General features: G+C 69.9%; 16 protein-coding genes and 2 tRNA genes. 14 read left to right on the forward strand and 4 right to left on the reverse strand.

What is annotated here, in order from left to right; all coding sequences use genetic code 11:
* Window positions 1-312 precede the first annotated feature (312 nt).
* A complete protein-coding gene (locus ACZ5C2_RS16625; RefSeq protein ID WP_360411203.1) occupies window positions 313-507 on the forward strand; it encodes a hypothetical protein in 195 nt (64 codons plus the stop codon).
* Window positions 508-756: 249 nt separating this feature from the next.
* On the opposite strand, the gene ACZ5C2_RS16630 is transcribed toward ACZ5C2_RS16625, so the two are convergent.
* On the reverse strand, window positions 757-1,392 hold the full coding sequence (locus ACZ5C2_RS16630) for a hypothetical protein (RefSeq protein WP_468790984.1): 636 nt from the start codon (window positions 1,390-1,392) through the stop codon (window positions 757-759).
* A 216-nt stretch (window positions 1,393-1,608) separates the two neighbouring features.
* Window positions 1,609-1,679: transfer RNA gene (locus ACZ5C2_RS16635), tRNA-Gly, on the reverse strand.
* Window positions 1,680-1,845: 166 nt separating this feature from the next.
* On the opposite strand from ACZ5C2_RS16635, the gene ACZ5C2_RS16640 reads away from it, so the two are divergent.
* The 5 genes from ACZ5C2_RS16640 (at window position 1,846) to clpX (ending at window position 6,935) form a co-directional block, all read left to right on the forward strand.
* Window positions 1,846-1,922 (forward strand) — tRNA-Pro (locus ACZ5C2_RS16640).
* Window positions 1,923-2,088: 166 nt separating this feature from the next.
* The gene (tig, locus tag ACZ5C2_RS16645) at window positions 2,089-3,492 is read left to right on the forward strand and encodes a trigger factor (protein ID WP_468790986.1); all 1,404 of its coding nucleotides are present in this window, start codon (window positions 2,089-2,091) and stop codon (window positions 3,490-3,492) included.
* A gap of 558 nt (window positions 3,493-4,050) precedes the next feature.
* Entirely contained in the window at window positions 4,051-4,656 is a 606-nt protein-coding gene (locus ACZ5C2_RS16650) for an ATP-dependent Clp protease proteolytic subunit (protein ID WP_030818448.1), read from the forward strand.
* A gap of 111 nt (window positions 4,657-4,767) precedes the next feature.
* On the forward strand, window positions 4,768-5,466 hold the full coding sequence (locus ACZ5C2_RS16655; RefSeq protein ID WP_468790988.1) for an ATP-dependent Clp protease proteolytic subunit: 699 nt from the start codon (window positions 4,768-4,770) through the stop codon (window positions 5,464-5,466).
* A gap of 182 nt (window positions 5,467-5,648) precedes the next feature.
* Window positions 5,649-6,935, forward strand: coding sequence for an ATP-dependent Clp protease ATP-binding subunit ClpX (gene clpX, locus ACZ5C2_RS16660; protein ID WP_468790990.1), 1,287 nt, complete (start codon window positions 5,649-5,651; stop codon window positions 6,933-6,935).
* Between the two features lie 81 nt (window positions 6,936-7,016).
* Here the strand turns inward: clpX and ACZ5C2_RS16665 are convergent, their stop codons facing one another.
* Both ACZ5C2_RS16665 and ACZ5C2_RS16670 read right to left on the reverse strand, forming a co-directional pair.
* On the reverse strand, window positions 7,017-7,928 hold the full coding sequence (locus ACZ5C2_RS16665) for a hypothetical protein (protein WP_468790992.1): 912 nt from the start codon (window positions 7,926-7,928) through the stop codon (window positions 7,017-7,019).
* A gap of 37 nt (window positions 7,929-7,965) precedes the next feature.
* Window positions 7,966-8,904, reverse strand: coding sequence for a hypothetical protein (locus ACZ5C2_RS16670; protein ID WP_468790994.1), 939 nt, complete (start codon window positions 8,902-8,904; stop codon window positions 7,966-7,968).
* A gap of 137 nt (window positions 8,905-9,041) precedes the next feature.
* On the opposite strand from ACZ5C2_RS16670, the gene ACZ5C2_RS16675 reads away from it, so the two are divergent.
* From ACZ5C2_RS16675 to mreD, 8 genes are all read left to right on the forward strand, one after another.
* Window positions 9,042-11,666: a valine--tRNA ligase gene (locus ACZ5C2_RS16675; protein ID WP_468790996.1), complete on the forward strand. Its 2,625-nt coding sequence runs from the start codon at window positions 9,042-9,044 to the stop codon at window positions 11,664-11,666.
* Between the two features lie 204 nt (window positions 11,667-11,870).
* Complete coding sequence (locus tag ACZ5C2_RS16680; RefSeq protein ID WP_468790998.1) at window positions 11,871-12,920, forward strand: acyltransferase family protein; 1,050 nt, start codon at window positions 11,871-11,873, stop codon at window positions 12,918-12,920.
* Window positions 12,921-12,973: 53 nt separating this feature from the next.
* Window positions 12,974-14,494, forward strand: a complete 1,521-nt coding sequence (gene folC, locus ACZ5C2_RS16685) for a bifunctional tetrahydrofolate synthase/dihydrofolate synthase (RefSeq protein WP_468791000.1) — start codon at window positions 12,974-12,976, stop codon at window positions 14,492-14,494.
* Window positions 14,495-14,500: 6 nt separating this feature from the next.
* Window positions 14,501-14,851: a DUF4233 domain-containing protein gene (locus ACZ5C2_RS16690; RefSeq protein WP_468791002.1), complete on the forward strand. Its 351-nt coding sequence runs from the start codon at window positions 14,501-14,503 to the stop codon at window positions 14,849-14,851.
* Between the two features lie 65 nt (window positions 14,852-14,916).
* Complete coding sequence (gene ndk / locus ACZ5C2_RS16695) at window positions 14,917-15,330, forward strand: nucleoside-diphosphate kinase (protein ID WP_468791004.1); 414 nt, start codon at window positions 14,917-14,919, stop codon at window positions 15,328-15,330.
* A 381-nt stretch (window positions 15,331-15,711) separates the two neighbouring features.
* Window positions 15,712-16,731 carry a rod shape-determining protein gene (locus ACZ5C2_RS16700; protein ID WP_024887540.1) on the forward strand — a complete coding sequence of 340 codons (1,020 nt, stop codon included), beginning with the start codon at window positions 15,712-15,714 and terminating at the stop codon, window positions 16,729-16,731.
* A 169-nt stretch (window positions 16,732-16,900) separates the two neighbouring features.
* Window positions 16,901-17,842, forward strand: a complete 942-nt coding sequence (gene mreC, locus ACZ5C2_RS16705; protein WP_468791007.1) for a rod shape-determining protein MreC — start codon at window positions 16,901-16,903, stop codon at window positions 17,840-17,842.
* Window positions 17,843-17,855: 13 nt separating this feature from the next.
* On the forward strand, window positions 17,856-18,524 hold the full coding sequence (mreD, locus tag ACZ5C2_RS16710; RefSeq protein ID WP_468791009.1) for a rod shape-determining protein MreD: 669 nt from the start codon (window positions 17,856-17,858) through the stop codon (window positions 18,522-18,524).
* Window positions 18,525-18,581: the final 57 nt, after the last annotated feature.

Raw genomic sequence — 18,581 nt, forward strand, 5'->3', positions numbered from 1 at the left:
CTTCCGGGACCCGACCGCAAGGGTGTTGAGGTATCCGCGGCCACAATTCGAATTACCTGCGAACGCGTTGTGTGGAGACGGAAACGATCCTCTTGAATTCCCTGTGCGGGTGTGCCTTCGAATTGTCGTGCGACACGGGGCCGTTGGTGCGCGCGGGCGGGTCCGGGCGCCCGCGCCCGGACACTGTGGGGCGGACGATGTGTCAGCCGCCGCATAGGGGGCTCATGTTGGTGGCACGATGGTTCTGGCGGGGTGCGCGGGGTCGCGTCGCCCGGGCCGGGGAAGCGGAACCGACCAAGGGTGTGATCAGTTGTGGCCATTTCACTGTCAGTGGTGCTGCTGTTGGCGATCATTCTGGTGGTGTTGCTGAGAGGCGGCTCCATCAAGGCCGGGCCGGCGATCGTCGCCGTCCTCTTCGGCTTCTTCCTCGCCTCGACCGGCATGGCCGACGACATCCAGCGGTTCCTGGACTCGATAGCCGAGATGGTCAACTCGATCAGCTTCTGACCGCGCCCCGCCCGCGTCGCGGTGCCCCCACGCGTACCCGTCCTGACCCGGCAAGACGATGACCTGCGCGTTCTCGCGACGCTCGCCGGGCTCCCCGTTGTTCCCCGCGCCGTGCCGCCTCATCGGGCCCGTACGGGGCACAGGTGCCGCCTGCGGGCTCTCCGGCGGGCGTCGGCCCCTCTCGGGGGTGCGACGCCCCTGTTCGACCGTCTCGGAGGCGCTGCCGCAGTCCCGGCTGCCGACGGTGGTTCACCATCCGTCGGAACCGGCACCGGGGCTCGAAGCGGGCTGTGCGGGCCGGCTGCCGCCGGAGCCGTGGCGTTCGGCGAGCAGCCGCTTGCGACAGCTTCTGCGCCGAAGGGCGGTGACGAGGGCGACGGCGGCGCCGACGCTGACTCCGAGCACCGGGAGAAGGACGGCCGGTATCAGCCGGATCCCGAACGCGGCAAAGCCCCCGGGGTCCCCGATGGCGTACCGGGACGGCCCCTGGGAGGTGCAGGTGACCTCGTAGTCGCCTGCCCGCCGCACGTCGATGGTGTAGAGCGGGTTCCAGGTCGCGTCGCGGGTGAGGAACACGTCGATTCCCGGCCCGGTGAGACCGGGGTCGCCCGGACCGGTGATGTTGCACGCCTGGCGGAAGGACGGGCCTCGATCCTTGATCCAGATCGCCTTCTCGTGTTCCGGGTCGAGCCGCAGGGTGACGGTGTCGCCGTTGGCGAACTGGTTGTCCGTATCCACCGCGTTCATCACGTTCTCGAACCGATACACGCCGATGGCCACGCCCAGCACGATCAGCACGACGGAGATCGCGGCCGCTGTCGCATACCAGTGACGGCCGGGCCGGAGTTCGTTCGCCGGTATCCGCGGTGACGGTAAGGGCTGCATCGGCACACCCTAGATCACCCGTGCTGCCCGGTACCCGCCCCGTTCTCCGGGCCCACTCGCCGGCACGTGCGAACGGCGACCCTCTCTCCCTGCCGCGATCGTCCCTGCCGCGATCGCCCGGCGCACGCCGGGGACACGACCGACTGATCGGGCCCCGGAAAGCGCTCAGGGCCGGGTCGGAGGAATGATCCTCCGACCCGGCCCTGAGCCGTACAGAGCGGGCGACGGGAATCGAACCCGCGTAGCCAGTTTGGAAGACTGGGGCTCTACCATTGAGCTACGCCCGCACGGAGCGCGCCGCGCGTCGGACGGCCGCGGCACTGACAGGCATCGTAGCGGGTTGTACGCCCTTGTCGCACACCCCGTTCCCGGACCGCCGCCGGTGCCGCACCACGCCCGGGAAATGCGGCGGCCGTACCGCCTGGGTGCATGTACCCTACGTGTCGCACCAGACGGGGTGTGGCGCAGCTTGGTAGCGCGTCCGCTTTGGGAGCGGAAGGCCGTGGGTTCAAATCCCGCCACCCCGACCAGCCACCTGCCTCGCGCATCGGTGATCGCCTTTTGGGTGCCGTAGCCGCTGCCGTTACTATGCAAGCTGCGCGCCCTGTGTGTCTCTGAAGTCCTCCGGGCGGCGAATCGGCCGGACCGCTCTGGTCCCGGCAGAACCCGTGAAGTCAGCCACAAGGAGACCGAACCGTGAAGAGCGCCGTGGAGACCCTGAACCCGACTCGGGTTCGGCTCACTGTCGAGGTGCCCTTCGAGGAGCTCAAGGACAGCCTCGACGCGGCGTACAAGAAGATCAACCAGCAGGTCACGGTGAAGGGCTTCCGTAAGGGCAAGGTCCCGGCCCGGGTCATCGACCAGCGTTTCGGCCGCGGTGCGGTGCTGGAGGAGGCCGTCAACGACGCCCTCCCGAAGTTCTACACGAACGCGGTCAACGAGGCGGAGCTGAACCCGCTGGGCCAGCCCGAGGTCGACATCACGGAGCTGAAGGACGGCGAGACGCTGAACTTCACCGCCGAGGTCGACATCCGCCCGGCCATCGAGATCCCGGACTACTCCGGCATCGAGGTCGAGGTCGACGCCGTCGAGGTCGGCGAGGAGGACGTCGACAAGGCCGTCGAGGAGCTGCGTGAGCGCTTCGCCTCGACCTCCCCGGTCGAGCGTGCCGCCGAGGACGGCGACGTCGTCACCCTCGACCTGGAGGCCAAGGTCGACGGCGAGGTCCTCGAGGACGGCGTCGCCAGTGGCGTCTCGTACACCATCGGCTCGGGCGAGCTGCTGGAAGGTATCGACGACGCCGTGAAGGGCGTGGAGGCCGGTGGCGAGGCCACCTTCACCTCCGAGCTCAAGGGCGGCTCGGCGGCCGGCAAGGAGGCCGAGGTCACCGTCAAGGTCACCCAGGTCGCCGCGCGCGAGCTGCCCGAGCTGGACGACGAGTTCGCGCAGCTCGCCTCCGAGTTCGACACCCTCGAGGAGCTGAAGGCGGACAGCCGTAAGCGCCTGGAGAACATGAAGCAGTACGACCAGGCCACGCAGGCCCAGGAGCGCGTCCTGGAGAAGCTCCTCGAGCTGGTCGAGGTCCCGGTCCCCGAGAAGCTGCTCGATGACGAGATCAACACCCGCAAGCACAACCTCGAGCACCACCAGCTCGGCCAGATGGGTCTCGACCTCGCGAAGTACCTGGAGATCCAGGGCAAGACCGAGGAGGAGTTCGACACCGAGACCCGTGAGGCCGCGGTCAAGGGCATCAAGACCCAGTTCGTCCTCGACGAGCTCGTCAAGCAGGAGAAGCTGAACGTCAACCAGGAGGAGCTCACCGAGCACCTCATGCGGCGCGCCGCCTCCTCCGGCATGTCCCCCGACCAGTTCGCCCAGGCCGTCGTCGAGCAGGGGCAGGTCCCGCTCCTCGTCGGTGAGGTCGCCCGCGGCAAGGCCCTGGCCGCCGTGGTCGAGAAGGCCACGGTCAAGGACACCAACGGCGAGATCGTCGACCTCGATGACGAGGAAGAGGACGAGGCCGCCGAGACCGTCGAGACCACCGAGGCCACGGACGCCACCGACGCCACGGACGCCGCCGAGGAGAAGACCGAGGGCTGACCCTCGCCTCACCTCTGCCGTAATCAACAGGGCCCCGGAGCGCACACCAGCGCACACCACTCCGGGGCCCTGCCGTCCGCCCGGCCGACCCCCGCTCCCGGGGACCACCCCGTCCGGCGCAGGCGCAGCCGCCCCAGGGGCGCGGGGAACTGCGCGACCGGCCCCCCCCGCCGGGCCCGCACCCGCCCACGCTCCCGGGGGACCACCCCGTCCGGCGCCCCTCGCGCAGCCCCGTGCCCCCGCCGCCGGCGCAGGCGCGACCGCCCCAGGGGCGCGGGGAACTGCGCGACCGGGCCCCCACCGGCCCGCACCCGCCCACGCTCCCGTGAGCCCACGGCGAGAAGGCATCCGGCGCTCCCCGCGGAGCACATCGCGGAGTACGCCTCTCTACGCCCCCGGCGAACACCCCGGTTACCGGGATTCCCCGGCGCAGCCCCCGCGTTAGGGTCCATGAATACGAGGGCAGGGGAGTCACCGAATACGGCTCCAGCCCCGCAGGGAAACGTGAGACGGCCCGGCGCCGTCGTAAGACGAGCAGGTGGATACGTGACGAATCTGATGCCCTCAGCCGCCGGCGAGCCCTCCATCGGTGGTGGCCTCGGCGACCAGGTCTACAACCGGCTGCTCAACGAGCGGATCATCTTCCTCGGCCAGCCGGTCGACGATGACATCGCCAACAAGATCACCGCACAGCTGCTGCTCCTTGCCGCCGACCCGGACAAGGACATCTACCTGTACATCAACAGCCCCGGCGGCTCCATCACGGCCGGCATGGCGATCTACGACACCATGCAGTTCATCAAGAACGACGTGGTGACGATCGCCATGGGCCTGGCGGCCTCCATGGGCCAGTTCCTGCTGAGCGCCGGCACCCCCGGCAAGCGCTTCGCGCTGCCGAACGCCGAGATCCTGATCCACCAGCCGTCCGCCGGTCTCGCCGGTTCGGCCTCCGACATCAAGATCCACGCCGAGCGGCTGCTGCACACCAAGAAGCGCATGGCCGAGCTGACGTCCCAGCACACCGGCCAGTCGGTCGAGCAGATCACCCGCGACTCCGACCGCGACCGCTGGTTCGACGCCTTCGAGGCCAAGGAGTACGGCCTCATCGACGACGTGATTCCCACGGCCGCCGGTATGCCGGGCGGCGGCGGCACCGGGGCCTGAGCGGGCCGCACGGAGCCCTGTGGCCCCGCACACGCCCCTCCGGGCCCCCGGCCCGGTGAACCAGCCCCAGCAGCCCCAGCCGACCGCCTCAGCCCTCTTCCAGGAGACACCGTGAACGACTTCCCCGGCAGCGGCCTGTACGACCGTACCCGCGCCGAGCACACCGGCCGCGCCGAGTACACCGGCCCCGCGGCCGAGTCCCGTTACATCATCCCGCGCTTCGTCGAGCGCACCTCGCAGGGCATCCGCGAGTACGACCCGTACGCGAAGCTCTTCGAGGAGCGGGTGATCTTCCTCGGCGTCCAGATCGACGACGCCTCCGCCAACGACGTCATGGCGCAGCTGCTGTGCCTGGAGTCGATGGACCCCGACCGGGACATCTCGGTCTACATCAACAGCCCCGGCGGCTCCTTCACCGCGCTCACGGCGATCTACGACACGATGCAGTACGTGAAGCCGGACATCCAGACGGTCTGCATGGGCCAGGCGGCCTCCGCCGCCGCCGTCCTGCTGGCCGCCGGCACGCCCGGCAAGCGCATGGCGCTGCCGAACGCGCGCGTGCTGATCCACCAGCCGTACAGCGAGACCGGCCGCGGTCAGGTCTCCGACCTGGAGATCGCCGCCAACGAGATCCTCCGGATGCGGAGCCAGCTGGAGGACATGCTCGCCAAGCACTCCACCCGGCCGCTGGAGAAGATTCGCGAGGACATCGAGCGCGACAAGATCCTCACGGCCGAGGACGCGCTGGAGTACGGGCTGATCGACCAGGTCATCAGCACCCGGAAGATGGACAACTCCAGCCTGCGCTGACGCGCGGCGGGGTGTAACGTCTGCCGCCCCTTGGCACGGTTTGGCACGGTCCACGTCAAAGTGAACCGTGCCAAGGGGGGCCCGAACGGGGGGCCAGGCAAGGTACCGTCGGACATAAGGCAGCACCAGGAGCCGCCGGACACGGACGTCCGGTCGGCTCCCAGGCGAAGGGGAAGCACACCGTGGCACGCATCGGTGACGGCGGCGATCTGCTCAAGTGCTCGTTCTGCGGCAAGAGCCAGAAGCAGGTCAAGAAGCTCATCGCAGGGCCCGGTGTGTACATCTGCGACGAGTGCATCGATCTCTGCAACGAGATCATCGAGGAAGAGCTTGCGGAGACCAGTGAGGTCCGCTGGGAGGAGCTTCCCAAGCCCCGCGAGATCTACGAGTTCCTCGAGAGCTACGTGGTCGGGCAGGAGTCGGCCAAGAAGGCCCTCTCCGTAGCCGTGTACAACCACTACAAGCGCGTCCAGGCCGGTGAGAACGGCGGCGCCCAGAGCCGCGAGGACGCCATCGAGCTGGCGAAGTCCAACATCCTCCTGCTGGGCCCCACGGGCTCCGGCAAGACCCTGCTGGCCCAGACCCTCGCCCGCATGCTGAACGTCCCGTTCGCGATCGCCGACGCCACGGCGCTCACGGAGGCGGGATACGTCGGCGAGGACGTGGAGAACATCCTGCTGAAGCTGATCCAGGCGGCCGACTACGACGTCAAGAAGGCCGAGACCGGGATCATCTACATCGACGAGATCGACAAGGTCGCCCGCAAGAGTGAGAACCCGTCGATCACCCGCGACGTCAGCGGTGAGGGCGTACAGCAGGCACTGTTGAAGATCCTCGAGGGCACCACGGCCTCCGTCCCGCCGCAGGGCGGCCGCAAGCACCCGCACCAGGAGTTCATCCAGATCGACACGACGAACGTGCTGTTCATCGTGGGCGGTGCCTTCGCCGGGCTGGAGAAGATCATCGAGGGCCGGGCCGGCGCCAAGGGCATCGGCTTCGGCGCGACGATCCGCTCCAAGCGGGAGATGGAGAACAAGGACCAGTTCGAGCAGGTCATGCCCGAGGACCTGGTCAAGTTCGGCATGATCCCCGAGTTCATCGGCCGGCTCCCGGTCATCACGAGCGTCCACAACCTGGACCGCGAGGCCCTCCTCCAGATCCTCGTCGAGCCGCGCAACGCGCTCGTCAAGCAGTACCAGCGCCTCTTCGAACTCGACGGCGTGGAGCTGGACTTCGAGCGCGAGGCACTGGAGGCCATCGCCGACCAGGCCATCCTCCGCCAGACCGGCGCGCGCGGCCTGCGCGCCATCATGGAGGAAGTCCTCCAGGGCGTGATGTACGAGGTCCCGTCCCGCAAGGACGTCGCCCGCGTGGTCATCACCGCCGACGTGGTCCTCTCCAACGTCAACCCGACCCTGATCCCGCGCGACGCCCGCGGCCGGGGCTCCGGCGAGCAGAAGACGGCGTAACCGCCGCGGCGGTCACAGCAACGCGGAAGGGGCCCCGGTCGACGACCGGGGCCCCTTCCGCGTGCGTAGGGCTGGTACGGCTCAGGCCTTGACCCGCGCGGCGGCGCGCAGTTCGGTGGCGAACGCGGCGACGTCGTTCGTGGCGAGGCCGCCGCTGCCCCCCTTCTGTGCCGCGGCCAGGTCCAGTCCGTTGACCACGCCGTAGGTGCTGTGGTCGGCCCACACGCACACCGGCATCTCCACCTTGGTGTCACCCTCGGTGATCGTGGCCGTCTGGCACTTCATGACGGCGCCGTCGAGACCGTCCGGCTCGACCGTCTCCGGACTGCCCGCCCAGGTGACGGCCTCCGGCTCACCCGCGTTGTCGCCGGTGTCCTCGGAGTTCTCGTGGGCGTTGACGAAGGCCTTGTCGATGGAGCCCTCCGGGTCGCCGATCTCCCCGTAGGCGCCGTTGAACGCCATGGCCTTGCCCAACTGGGTGGACGAGCCGCTGGCGTAGGACGCCTTCACCACCGTGCCGCCCTCGATGCCGATCTTCTTCAGATCGGCCTTGGAGTTGGTACCCGTCGGGCCGCCGTCACTCGAACCGGACGAGCCGCCGCCCTTCTTGTACTCGCCGACCGAGGCCGGCGGCTTCAGCGTGTGCGGCCCGTCGTTCGCGATGTCCGCACCGCCGCCCCCGCCGAAGACGAAGTACGCGCCGACCCCGATGGCCGCGACGACCGCGACCGCGCCGATGATCAGCCCGGTCTTCCTGCCTCCGCTGCCGCCGCCCGGAGCAGGCGGCTGCGGGGGCATTCCGTACTGCGGCTGCTGCCCGTACTGCGGCTGCTGCCCGTAACCGGGCTGACCGGGCTGGCCGGGCGGGGGTGCCTGCGGGGGATAGCCGTAACCGGGCTGCGGAGCCGGCTGCCGGCCGTAAGGTCCCTGCGGGTCGTACGGCCCCGGTTGCCGGGGCTGTCCCCCGTACGGACCCGGCTCGTTGTGGCCCATGTCTCGGTTCCCCCTCCAGATGCTGATGCGCTGCCGGTCAGGCCTTGGTGCGGACCTCGTTGCGCAGCTTGGTGGTGATGTCCGCCGCGGCGCTCTTGGTGATGTCCTTGGTGTTGTCGCCGGGGGAGACGATCGCGATCGTGCTGTAGTCGGCCCAGGCGCAGAACCAGTTGGTCGTTTCCTTCTTGGTGAGGTTGTTGTTGCCCTTGGCCGCCTGGCACTTCATGACGGCGCCGTCGAGGTCGACCGCCTCCGGCTCACCGACGAGTTCGGACATGAGCGGGTTGCTCGAACCCTTGTCCGCCTCCTTCTTGAGGGACGCGAAGATCTTGTCGACCGCGGCTTCCGGCTCGGTGACCTCACCGTAGGCGCCGAGGAACGACACACCCCTCGCGGTCAGCAGTTCCGACTGGTCGGGAAGCGTGGTCGGGTCCTGCGGGTCGTAGTTGCTGAAGTCGGCCGTCGAGTAGGAGGCACTGACGGACTTGCCGTCCCTGATGCCGCCCTTGGCCAGGTCCTTCACCGTGTTGGCGCTGGAGTCCTCGCCGCTCTCACCGACCCGCGTGTACTCGTTCAGCACCTTCTCCGGCGCCGACAGCTTGTGCGGGCCGTCGTCCTCCAGGCCGTCCGCGCCGCCCCCGCCGATCACGAAGTACGCGCCGACACCGATCGCCGCGACGACCGCGACCGCGCCGATGATGATGCCGGCCTTCTTGCCGCCGCCGCCCGAGACGGGAGGCTGGGGCGGCATGCCGTACTGGGGCTGGCCCCCGTAGGGCGGCTGCTGCGGCGGGACGCCGGGCTGGCCGGGCTGCTGCGGGTAGCCGTACCCGGGCTGGCCGGGAGGCGGCGCCTGCTGGGGGTAGCCGTAGCCGGGCTGCGGAGCCTGCGGCTGCTGGCCGTATGGCCCCGGCTGGCCGTACGGCCCGGGCTGCTGGGGCTGCCCGCCGTACGGGCCCGGCTGGTTGTAACTCATGACTGGGTTCCCCTCCAGATGCATACGCGTTGCTGACATCCTGACTCAGGAGTGACGCGTTCAGGCTGGCGGGGGTCGCACCGTTACAAAGGAAACGGGTTTCGGGACAGGCCCGTGACGCCTCTAAACTGAGCCGCGTGACCGAGAACGCTCAGCAGCAGCCACCCGCGCCCACGACCGAACTGCCGACCCAGTACGCGCCGGCCGATGTAGAGGGGCCGCTGTACGAGCGCTGGGTAGAGCGCGGTTACTTCGAGGCGGACGCGGGCAGCGACAAGCCGCCGTTCACGGTCGTCATCCCGCCGCCGAACGTCACGGGAAGCCTGCACCTCGGGCACGCCTTCGAGCACACGCTCATCGACGCGATCACCCGCCGCAAGCGCATGCAGGGCTTCGAGACGCTGTGGCAGCCCGGCATGGACCACGCCGGTATCGCCACGCAGAACGTCGTCGAGCGGGAGCTCGCCAAGGAGGGCACGTCCCGGCACGACCTCGGCCGTGAGGCGTTCGTCGAGCGGGTCTGGCAGTGGAAGGGCGAGTCCGGCGGCCAGATCTCCGGCCAGATGCGCCGCCTCGGCGACGGTGTCGCCTGGACGCGTGAGCGCTTCACGATGGACGAGGGCCTGTCGAGGGCCGTCCAGACCATCTTCAAGCGGCTCTACGACGACGAGCTGATCTACCGCGCCGAGCGCATCATCAACTGGTGCCCGCGCTGTCTGACCGCGATCTCCGACATCGAGGTCGATTACCAGGACGACGACGGTGAGCTCGTCTCCATGAAGTACGGCGACGGGGACGAGACCATCGTCGTCGCCACCACCCGCGCCGAGACGATGCTCGGTGACACCGCCGTCGCCGTCCACCCGGACGACGAGCGGTACAAGCACCTGGTCGGCAAGCTCGTCAAGCTGCCGCTGACCGACCGCTCCATCCCGGTCGTCGCGGACGAGCACGTCGACCCCGAGTTCGGCACGGGCGCCGTCAAGGTGACCCCGGCCCACGACCCGAACGACTTCGAGATCGGCCGACGGCACGACCTGCCCGCCATCACCGTCATGGACGAGCACGCCGTCATCACCGCCCACGGCCCCTTCCAGGGCCAGGACCGGCTCGAGGCCCGCTCCGCCATCGTCGCCGCGCTGCGCGCCGAGGGCCGGATCGTCGCCGAGAAGCGGCCCTACGTCCACTCCGTCGGCCACTGCTCCCGCTGCAAGACCACCATCGAGCCGCGGCTGTCGATGCAGTGGTGGGTCAAGGTCGGCCCACTGGCGAAGGAGGCCGGTGACGCCGTCCGCGACGGCCGGGTCACGATCCACCCGCAGGAGATGGAGAAGCGGTACTTCGACTGGGTCGACAACCTCCACGACTGGTGCATCTCGCGCCAGCTGTGGTGGGGCCACCGCATCCCGGTCTGGTACGGGCCGAACGGCGAGGTCGTCTGCGTCGGCCCTGACGACCAGGCGCCGACCGGCGAGGGCTGGCACCAGGACACCGACGTCCTCGACACCTGGTTCTCCTCCGGCCTGTGGCCGTTCTCCACGCTCGGCTGGCCCGAACAGACCGAATCCCTCGCGAAGTTCTACCCGAACTCCGTCCTGGTCACCGGCTACGACATCCTCTTCTTCTGGGTCGCCCGGATGATGATGTTCGGTCTGTACGCGATGGACGGCACCCCGCCGTTCCACACCATCGCCCTGCACGGCATGGTCCGCGACGAGCGCGGCAAGAAGATGTCCAAGACCTTCGGGAACGTGATCAACCCGCTGGACTGGATGGACAAGTACGGCTCCGACGCCCTGCGCTTCACGCTCGCGCGCGGCGCCAACCCGGGCGTCGACGTGCCGATCGGTGAGGACTGGGTCCAGGGCTCGCGCAACTTCGCCAACAAGATCTGGAACGCGACGCGTTTCGCGCTGATGAACGGCGCGACCGTGGACGGCCCGCTGCCGGACGCGTCGCGGATGTCGCCGACCGACCGCTGGATCCTGTCCCGGCTGAACTCGACCGTCGCGGAAGTCGACGCCTACTACGAGGACTTCCAGTTCGCCAAGCTGTCGGACGCGCTGTTCCACTTCGCGTGGGACGAGGTCTTCGACTGGTACGTCGAGCTGTCCAAGACGACGTTCCAGGCGGGCGGCGAGCCGGCCGAGGTCAGCAAGCGGGTCCTCGGTGAGGTCCTCGACGTCACGCTGCGGCTGTTGCACCCGGTGGTCCCGTTCGTCACGGAGACCCTCTGGACCACGCTGACCGGCGGCGAGTCGGTCGTCATCGCCGAGTGGCCGGCCGACAGCGGCTTCCGGGACGCCGACGCCGAGCGGGAGATCGGGACGCTCCAGTCGGTGATCACGGAGGTCCGCCGGTTCCGTGCCGACCAGGGGCTCCAGCCCGGCCAGCGGGTCCCGGCCCGGCTGACCCTCGACGGCACGGCGCTCGCCCCGCACGAGCCGGCCGTCCGCCAGCTGCTGCGCCTCCAGCCGGAGGGCGACTCCTTCACCGCGACGGCGACCCTGCCGGTCGCGGGTGTCGAGGTCGCACTGGACCTGTCCGGTGTGATCGACGTCGCCGCGGAGCGCAAGCGGCTGGCGAAGGACCTCGCGGGGGCGGAGAAGGAGAAGGCCCAGGCGACGGCGAAGCTCGGCAACGAGGCGTTCCTGGCGAAGGCCCCGGACCACGTGGTCGACAAGATCCGCACCCGCCTGGCCAAGGCGGACGAGGACATCACCCGGCTCCGGACCCAGCTGGACCGCCTGCCCGCCGCCTGACACAGGGCCCGGACCGTCCGGGGCCCCGACCGTCACGGCCCCTGACCGTCACGGCCCCCGACCGTCACGGCACCCGACCGTCCACGGCCCCCGACCGCTCCGGTCGGGGGCCGTTCACGTGGTGGTGGCCTTCGCGTAACCCGCCGGCGGGACCCTGTGGCTTTGACCGTCACCAGGCCGACGCCGTCAGGAGCAATCCGCACGATGCCCCGCACCGCGCCCACCGTCGCCGCGCCGACCACCGAACCGACCGCGCAGCACGGATCCGGCCGGGAGCGGCGCAGCGACATTGACCTCCTGCGGGTCGTCTGCACCGCCGCCGTCGTGCTGGTGCACGCCTCCGCCGAGTTCATCCACGCGGGTCACCGCACGACCGGCGTCATCGGCGACTCGGCCGGCCGGTTCGCCGTGCCGGCGTTCTTCGCGATGGCCGGCTGGGCCGCCCTGGCCGGCTCACCGGTGCGCGGCGAGGCACAGCTCCTCACCCGGCTCGGACGGATCCTGCGTCCGATGGCGGTGTGGACGGCGGTCTACCTCCTCTGGCAGTACGTGGCCGGGCCACCCCTGGACGGCGGCGCCGAGGAAGCGCTGCGCGCGCTCTTCGGGTCCGTGCAGGCCGCCTTCCACCTCTGGTACCTCTACACCTACGTGCCGCTCGTCCTGCTCCTCGGCGTCGCCGTCCTCGTCGTCACGCGGCGCGCCACGCCCCGCCGGTCGCTGCCGCTGCTCGTCGCGTTCGCCGTGGCACCGGCGTTCGCCGGGGACGCGCGGACGCTCACCGGGCTGCCGGTGCCCGGCTGGGAGTGGAGCGTGTCGCTGTCCTCGCTGGGGTACGCGGTGGCGGGCGCCGCCCTGCTCGCCGCCCGGCGGTGCGGCCCGCGCCCACTGTGGCTCGCGGGCGCGGCGGTCGCGCTGGCCGCCCTCGTCGTGTACCAGCTCACCGTGCGGCACCCCGCCGCGTACGGGAGCGTGACGGTGGCCGCGCTGACCTTCGCCGTGCTCGGCGCGGGACACGGTGTACGGGTGCCGGAGCGGGCCCGGACGGCGCTGGGACGGCTGTCGGACGCGTCGTTCGGGACGTACCTGGTGCATCTGCTGTGGGTGATGCTGCTGGTCAGACCCGTCGCGGAGAGGGTGCCGCACGGCTTCTGGGCGCCCGTGGCACTCGCCCTGACGGCGTCGGCCGCCGCCACGCTGTCCTTCGCCGTGAGCGTTCTGTGGGGCCGGCTGGGGTTGCGCAGGTGGCTGGGCTGACGCGAGGGCGGGGTCTGCCGGGCACCGCCCGGGCGGTCCGTAGACTGGGGACCGTGAGCGAGCGCCCAGAATCAGCAGGTCCCGACCCGGACGACACCTTTGACGAGTTCGCGGAACTCGTCGAGGAGGAGACCCGCCGCGACCCCGACCTCGCGGTGATCGAAGCCGGCAGCCGCACCCTGCGCACCCAGGGCAGCCTGCCGCACGCGGACGTGCCCGGGCGGCCCGACGACCCCGAGGTCGACAAGGCCCTGCGCGAGGTGGAGGCGGAGCTCGCCACCCGCTGGGGCGAGACCAAGCTCGAGCCCTCGGTCAGCCGTATCTCCGCGCTGATGGACGTCCTGGGCGAGCCCCAGCGCTCGTACCCCTCGATCCACATCACCGGCACCAACGGCAAGACCTCCACCGCCCGCATGATCGAGGCCCTGCTCGGCGCCTTCGAGCTGCGCACCGGCCGCTACACCTCCCCGCACGTCCAGTCGGTCACCGAGCGGATCAGCCTCGACGGCGCCCCGGTCTCCGCCGAGCGGTTCATCGAGACGTACGAGGACATCAGGCCGTACATCGAGATGGTCGACTCCCAGCAGGAGTACCGGCTGTCCTTCTTCGAGGTGCTCACCGGCATGGCGTACGCGGCCTTCGCCGACGCGCCGGTGGACGTGGCGGTCGTCGAGGTCGGCATGGGCGGCAGCTGGGACGCGACGAACGTGATCGACGCCGGCGTCGCCGTGGTGACACCCATAGACCTCGACCACACCGACCGGCTCGGCACCACGCCCGCGGAGATCGCCACCGAGAAGGCCGGCATCGTCAAGCGGGACGCGACGGTGATCCTGGCGCAGCAGCCGGTGGACGCCGCCCAGGTACTGCTGAAGAAGGCCGTCGAGGTGGACGCCACGGTGGCCCGGGAGGGCCTGGAGTTCGGGGTCGTCGCCCGGCAGGTAGCCGTCGGCGGCCAGCTGGTGACGCTGCGCGGGCTGGGCGGTGAGTACGCCGAGGTGTACCTCCCGCTGCACGGCGCGCACCAGGCGCACAACGCGGCCGTGGCGCTCGCCGCCGTGGAGGCGTTCTTCGGTGTCGGCGCCCAGCACGCCCAGACGCTCGACATCGACACCGTGCGCAAGGCGTTCGCCGCCGTCGCCTCCCCGGGCCGGCTCGAAGTCGTACGGCGTTCGCCGACCGTCGTCCTGGACGCCGCGCACAACCCGGCGGGCGCGCGGGCGGCGGCCGGGGCGGTGGGGGAGGCGTTCCAGTTCAGCCGGCTCATCGGTGTCGTCGGCGCGAGCGGCGACAAGAACGTGCGCGGGCTGCTGGAGGCGTTCGAGCCGGTCTTCGCCGAGGTCGTCGTCACCCAGAACACCAGCCATCGCGCGATGGACGCCGACGAACTGGCCGCGGTCGCCGTCGAGGTGTTCGGCGAGGACCGCGTCCAGGTCGAGCCGCGGCTGCCGGACGCGCTGGAGGCCGCGATCACGCTGGCCGAGGAGGAGGGCGAGTTCGCGGGCGGGGGAGTGCTCGTCACCGGTTCCGTCATCACCGTCGGCGAGGCCCGACTGCTCCTGGGGAGAGGCTGAGATCCCGTGCGTACGCTCTGCGCTTCGACGCTGATCGGCGAGTTCTTCATCATCGGTTTCGCCGGACTGGTCGCCATGAAGGACCAGGACCTGTCCACCGGCACGGTGTGGACGGTGTGCGGCATCGCGATGTTCCTGTGTGTGGCGCTGTGCGGGGTGATCACCCGGCCCGGCGGGGTGGCCCTCGGCTGGACACTGCAGATCGCCCTCATCGCTTCCGGTGTGTTCGTCCCGATGATGTTCTTCCTGGGCGCGGTCTTCGCGCTGCTGTGGTGGGCATCGGTGCACTTCGGTCGAAAGGTGGACGAAGCGAAGGCGCGTTTCGCCGCGCGGGCCGAGCAGCCTGACGCTGTGTGACAGGTGCCCCGACACGCCCGGTAACCTCGTGTTCCCGCACCACTTCACGCACAAGGAGCTCCGTCGTGACCCAGCGCACCCTCGTCCTCCTCAAGCCCGACGCCGTCCGTCGTGGCCTGACCGGCGAGATCATCAGCCGCATCGAGCGCAAGGCGGGCTGGCAGATCACCGCGCTGGAGCTGCGCACCCTGGACCAGGACACGCTGGAGCAGCACTACGGCGAGCACAAGGGCAAGCCGTTCTACGAGCCGCTGGTGGAGTTCATGGCCTCCGGCCCGGTCGTGGCGATGATCGTCGAGGGTGAGCGGGTCATCGAAGGAGTGCGCCGGCTTGCGGGTCCGACGGACCCGATCGCCGCCGAGCCGGGTTCGATCCGCGGCGACTTCGGTGTGATCGTCCGGGAGAACCTCATCCACGCCTCCGACTCCGAGGAGTCCGCCGAGCGCGAGGTGAAGATCTTCTTCCCGGGCCGCGCGTGACCGTGACGTCGCACAACGCGTAGCCGTCACCTCGTGCGACCGTCCGCGCGACGTCGTCCAGCCGGCCGCGTGTGGACGTCGTACATAACGATCACGTCGCGGCCGCGAACGGCTTGTTTGCCGACTGTCAGATGGTCTGGGGGCTTTGCCCCCGGAACCATTTCCGGCATATGCGCGGCGTTCGGGGGAACGGATGCCCCCGATGGCCCGTCTCCACAAGCAGGGCGACACGCCATCTGATGACAATGGCGAAGACCCTCGCACGGTGTTCGTGAAGGCGCGTCTACCATGGAAGCCTTCACGTCACCGCACCCACCTCGCCAACCTGAAAAGCCCTCAAAAGCTCGTGGGAAGGCCAGACGAATCCTGATGGGGAACTCAATGTCGTTCATCGGCCGTGACATGGCTGTCGACCTCGGGACCGCCAACACGCTGGTGTACGTCAGGGGTCGCGGGATCGTACTCAACGAGCCGTCCGTCGTCGCGATCAACACCAACACCGGTGGCATCCTCGCGGTCGGTGCCGAAGCGAAGAAGATGATCGGACGCACACCCGGCAACATCGTCGCCGTACGTCCGCTGAAGGACGGCGTCATCGCCGACTTCGAGATCACCGAGCGGATGCTCCGCTACTTCATCCTGAAGATCCACAAGCGGAGGTATCTGGCTCGTCCGCGGGTCGTCGTCTGTGTGCCCTCGGGCATCACCGGCGTCGAGCGCCGCGCCGTCATCGAGGCGTCGTCCCAGGCCGGCGCCCGCCAGGTGCACATCATCGAGGAGCCCATGGCCGCCGCCATCGGCTCCGGACTGCCGGTCCACGAGGCCACCGGCAACATGGTCGTGGACATCGGCGGCGGCACCACGGAGGTCGCGGTCATCTCCCTCGGCGGCATCGTCACCGCCCAGTCCATCCGTGTCGCGGGCGACGAACTGGACAACGCCATCATCCAGCACATCAAGAAGGAGTACTCCCTCCTGCTGGGTGAGCGCTCGGCCGAACAGATCAAGATCACGATCGGTTCGGCGTACGACCTCGACACCGACGAGCACACCGAAATCCGCGGCCGGGACCTGGTCTCCGGACTGCCCAAGACCGTCGTCATCTCCGCGGCCGAAGTACGCAAGGCGATCGAGGAGCCCGTCAACGCCATCGTGGACGCGGTCAAGACCACCCTCGACAAGTGCCCGCCGGAGCTGTCCGGCGACATCATGGACCGGGGCATCGTGCTGACCGGCGGCGGAGCGCTGCTGCGCGGCCTCGACGAGCGGCTGCGCCGGGAGACGGGCATGCCCATCCACATCGCCGAGGACCCGCTGGACAGCGTGGCGCTCGGCTCCGGCAAGTGCGTCGAGGAGTTCGAGGCCCTCCAGCAGGTACTGGACGCCCAGCCCCGCAGATGACACGACGCCTCGATTCCGCCGTACGGGACGATCTCCTCTCGTACGGCGGATCGCTGATATAGAGGCACAGGCTCCCCATCGGCTTCAGAAGACACCCGCAGACCGTCCGACACCTGAACAAGACGACACCTCATACCCGTTCTCGACGAGGAAGGCACGGCCGCCGCACGTGAGGGACACACGAGAGAGCCGGCTGCTCCTGGTGCTGCTGATCGCCATCGCGTTCGCACTGATCACGGTGGACATCCGCGGCGGGGAGGATTCACCGGTCGACGGTGCCCGGCAGGCCGCGGCGACCGTCTTCGGCCCGATCGAGAACGGCGTGTCCAGCGCGGTCGACCCGATCGGCAACGCGGTCACCGCCGTCCGGGAATCCGGCGACCGGCACGACCGGCTCGCCGAACTGGAGCAGCAGAACGCCGCGCTCAAGGCCGAACTCGGCAGCGACGACCGCGGCCGCAGCCGACTCGCCCAGCTCGACAAACTGCTGCAGATCTCCGGCAAGGGCCAGTACGGCATCAAGGGCGCCCAGGTCATCGCCATAGGAGCCGCCCAGGGCTTCTCCTGGACCATCACCATCGACGCGGGCGCGAACGACGGCATCGAGCGCGACATGACCGTACTCAACGGCGACGGACTCGTCGGACGCGTCACCACCGTCGGCCCGAACACCGCCACCGTGCTGCTCGCCAGCGACCCCGACTTCACCGTCGGCACCCGCATGGAGAGCACCGACGAACTGGGCTTCGCCTCCGGCCAGGGCGACCGCCCCCTGCGGGTGGAACTGCTCAACGGCAAGGCCGAGATCAAGAAGGGCGACCGTCTGGTCACCTTCGGCTCGCAGGCCGACAAGCCGTTCGTGCCCGGCGTTCCGGTCGGCGTCGTCTCCCGCGTCGACCCCTCCGGCGGCGACCTCACCCGCACCCTCTACGTCACGCCGTTCGTCAGCTTCAGCAAGCTCGACGTCGTCGGCGTCGTCGTGCAGGCCCCGAAGAAGGACCCGCGCGACACGGTGCTGCCCAAGAAGCCCAAGCCGACGCCCACGCCGACCGTGACGGTGACCGTCACCCCCTCCGCCCCTGCCGACGGCCTGAACCAGCAAGAGCAGTAGGAGCTGTCACCCCATGCGCGTCAACCGGATCCTGCTCTCCAGCTCGCTGATCGTCGTCGCCCTGGTGATCCAGGTGAGCGTCCTCGCCCGCCTCCACCTCCCCGGCGCCGTCCCCGACCTGCTGCTGCTCACCGTCCTCGGCCTCGCCCTGGTCTACGGCCATGTCGGCGGCGCCCTCGTCGGCTTCGGCGCCGGCCTCCTCGCCGACCTCGCCCCGCCCGCCGACCACGCCGCCGGCCGCTACGCCCTCGTGCTGTGCGTCATCGGCTACCTCGCCGGACTCGTCAAGCCCGAGAGCGGCCAGGTGAGATCGGCCACCGGCTCCATGGCCGTGGTGGTCGCCGCCGCGGTCGGCTCCACGCTGCTCTACGCGGGAGTCGGCGCCCTCGTCGGCGACACCGCCGCCCGCCATGTCGGCCTGAGCGGACTGCTGTTCACCGCCGCCCTGTACGACCTGCTGCTCGCCCCGTTCGTCGTCCCCGGCGTCATGGCCCTGGCCCGGCGCGCGGAGAACGACCCACTCGCCGAGACCGGCTCCGCGGGGTCCGGCGACATCTCCTCCGGCTGGCTCTCCGGCGGCACCGGACTGCGCATCGGCGGCCGACGCGGCGGACTGAAGGTCAAGGCGGCCCGGGCCCGGATGGTCCGCGCCGGCCGCATCAAGGGGGTCAAGCGCCTGTGACCTCCTCCGACTTCACCGGAACGAGTGAACGACGGCGGAACGCCGACAGGAGCTCCA

The organism is Streptomyces sp. NPDC031365 (genome assembly GCF_055569765.1).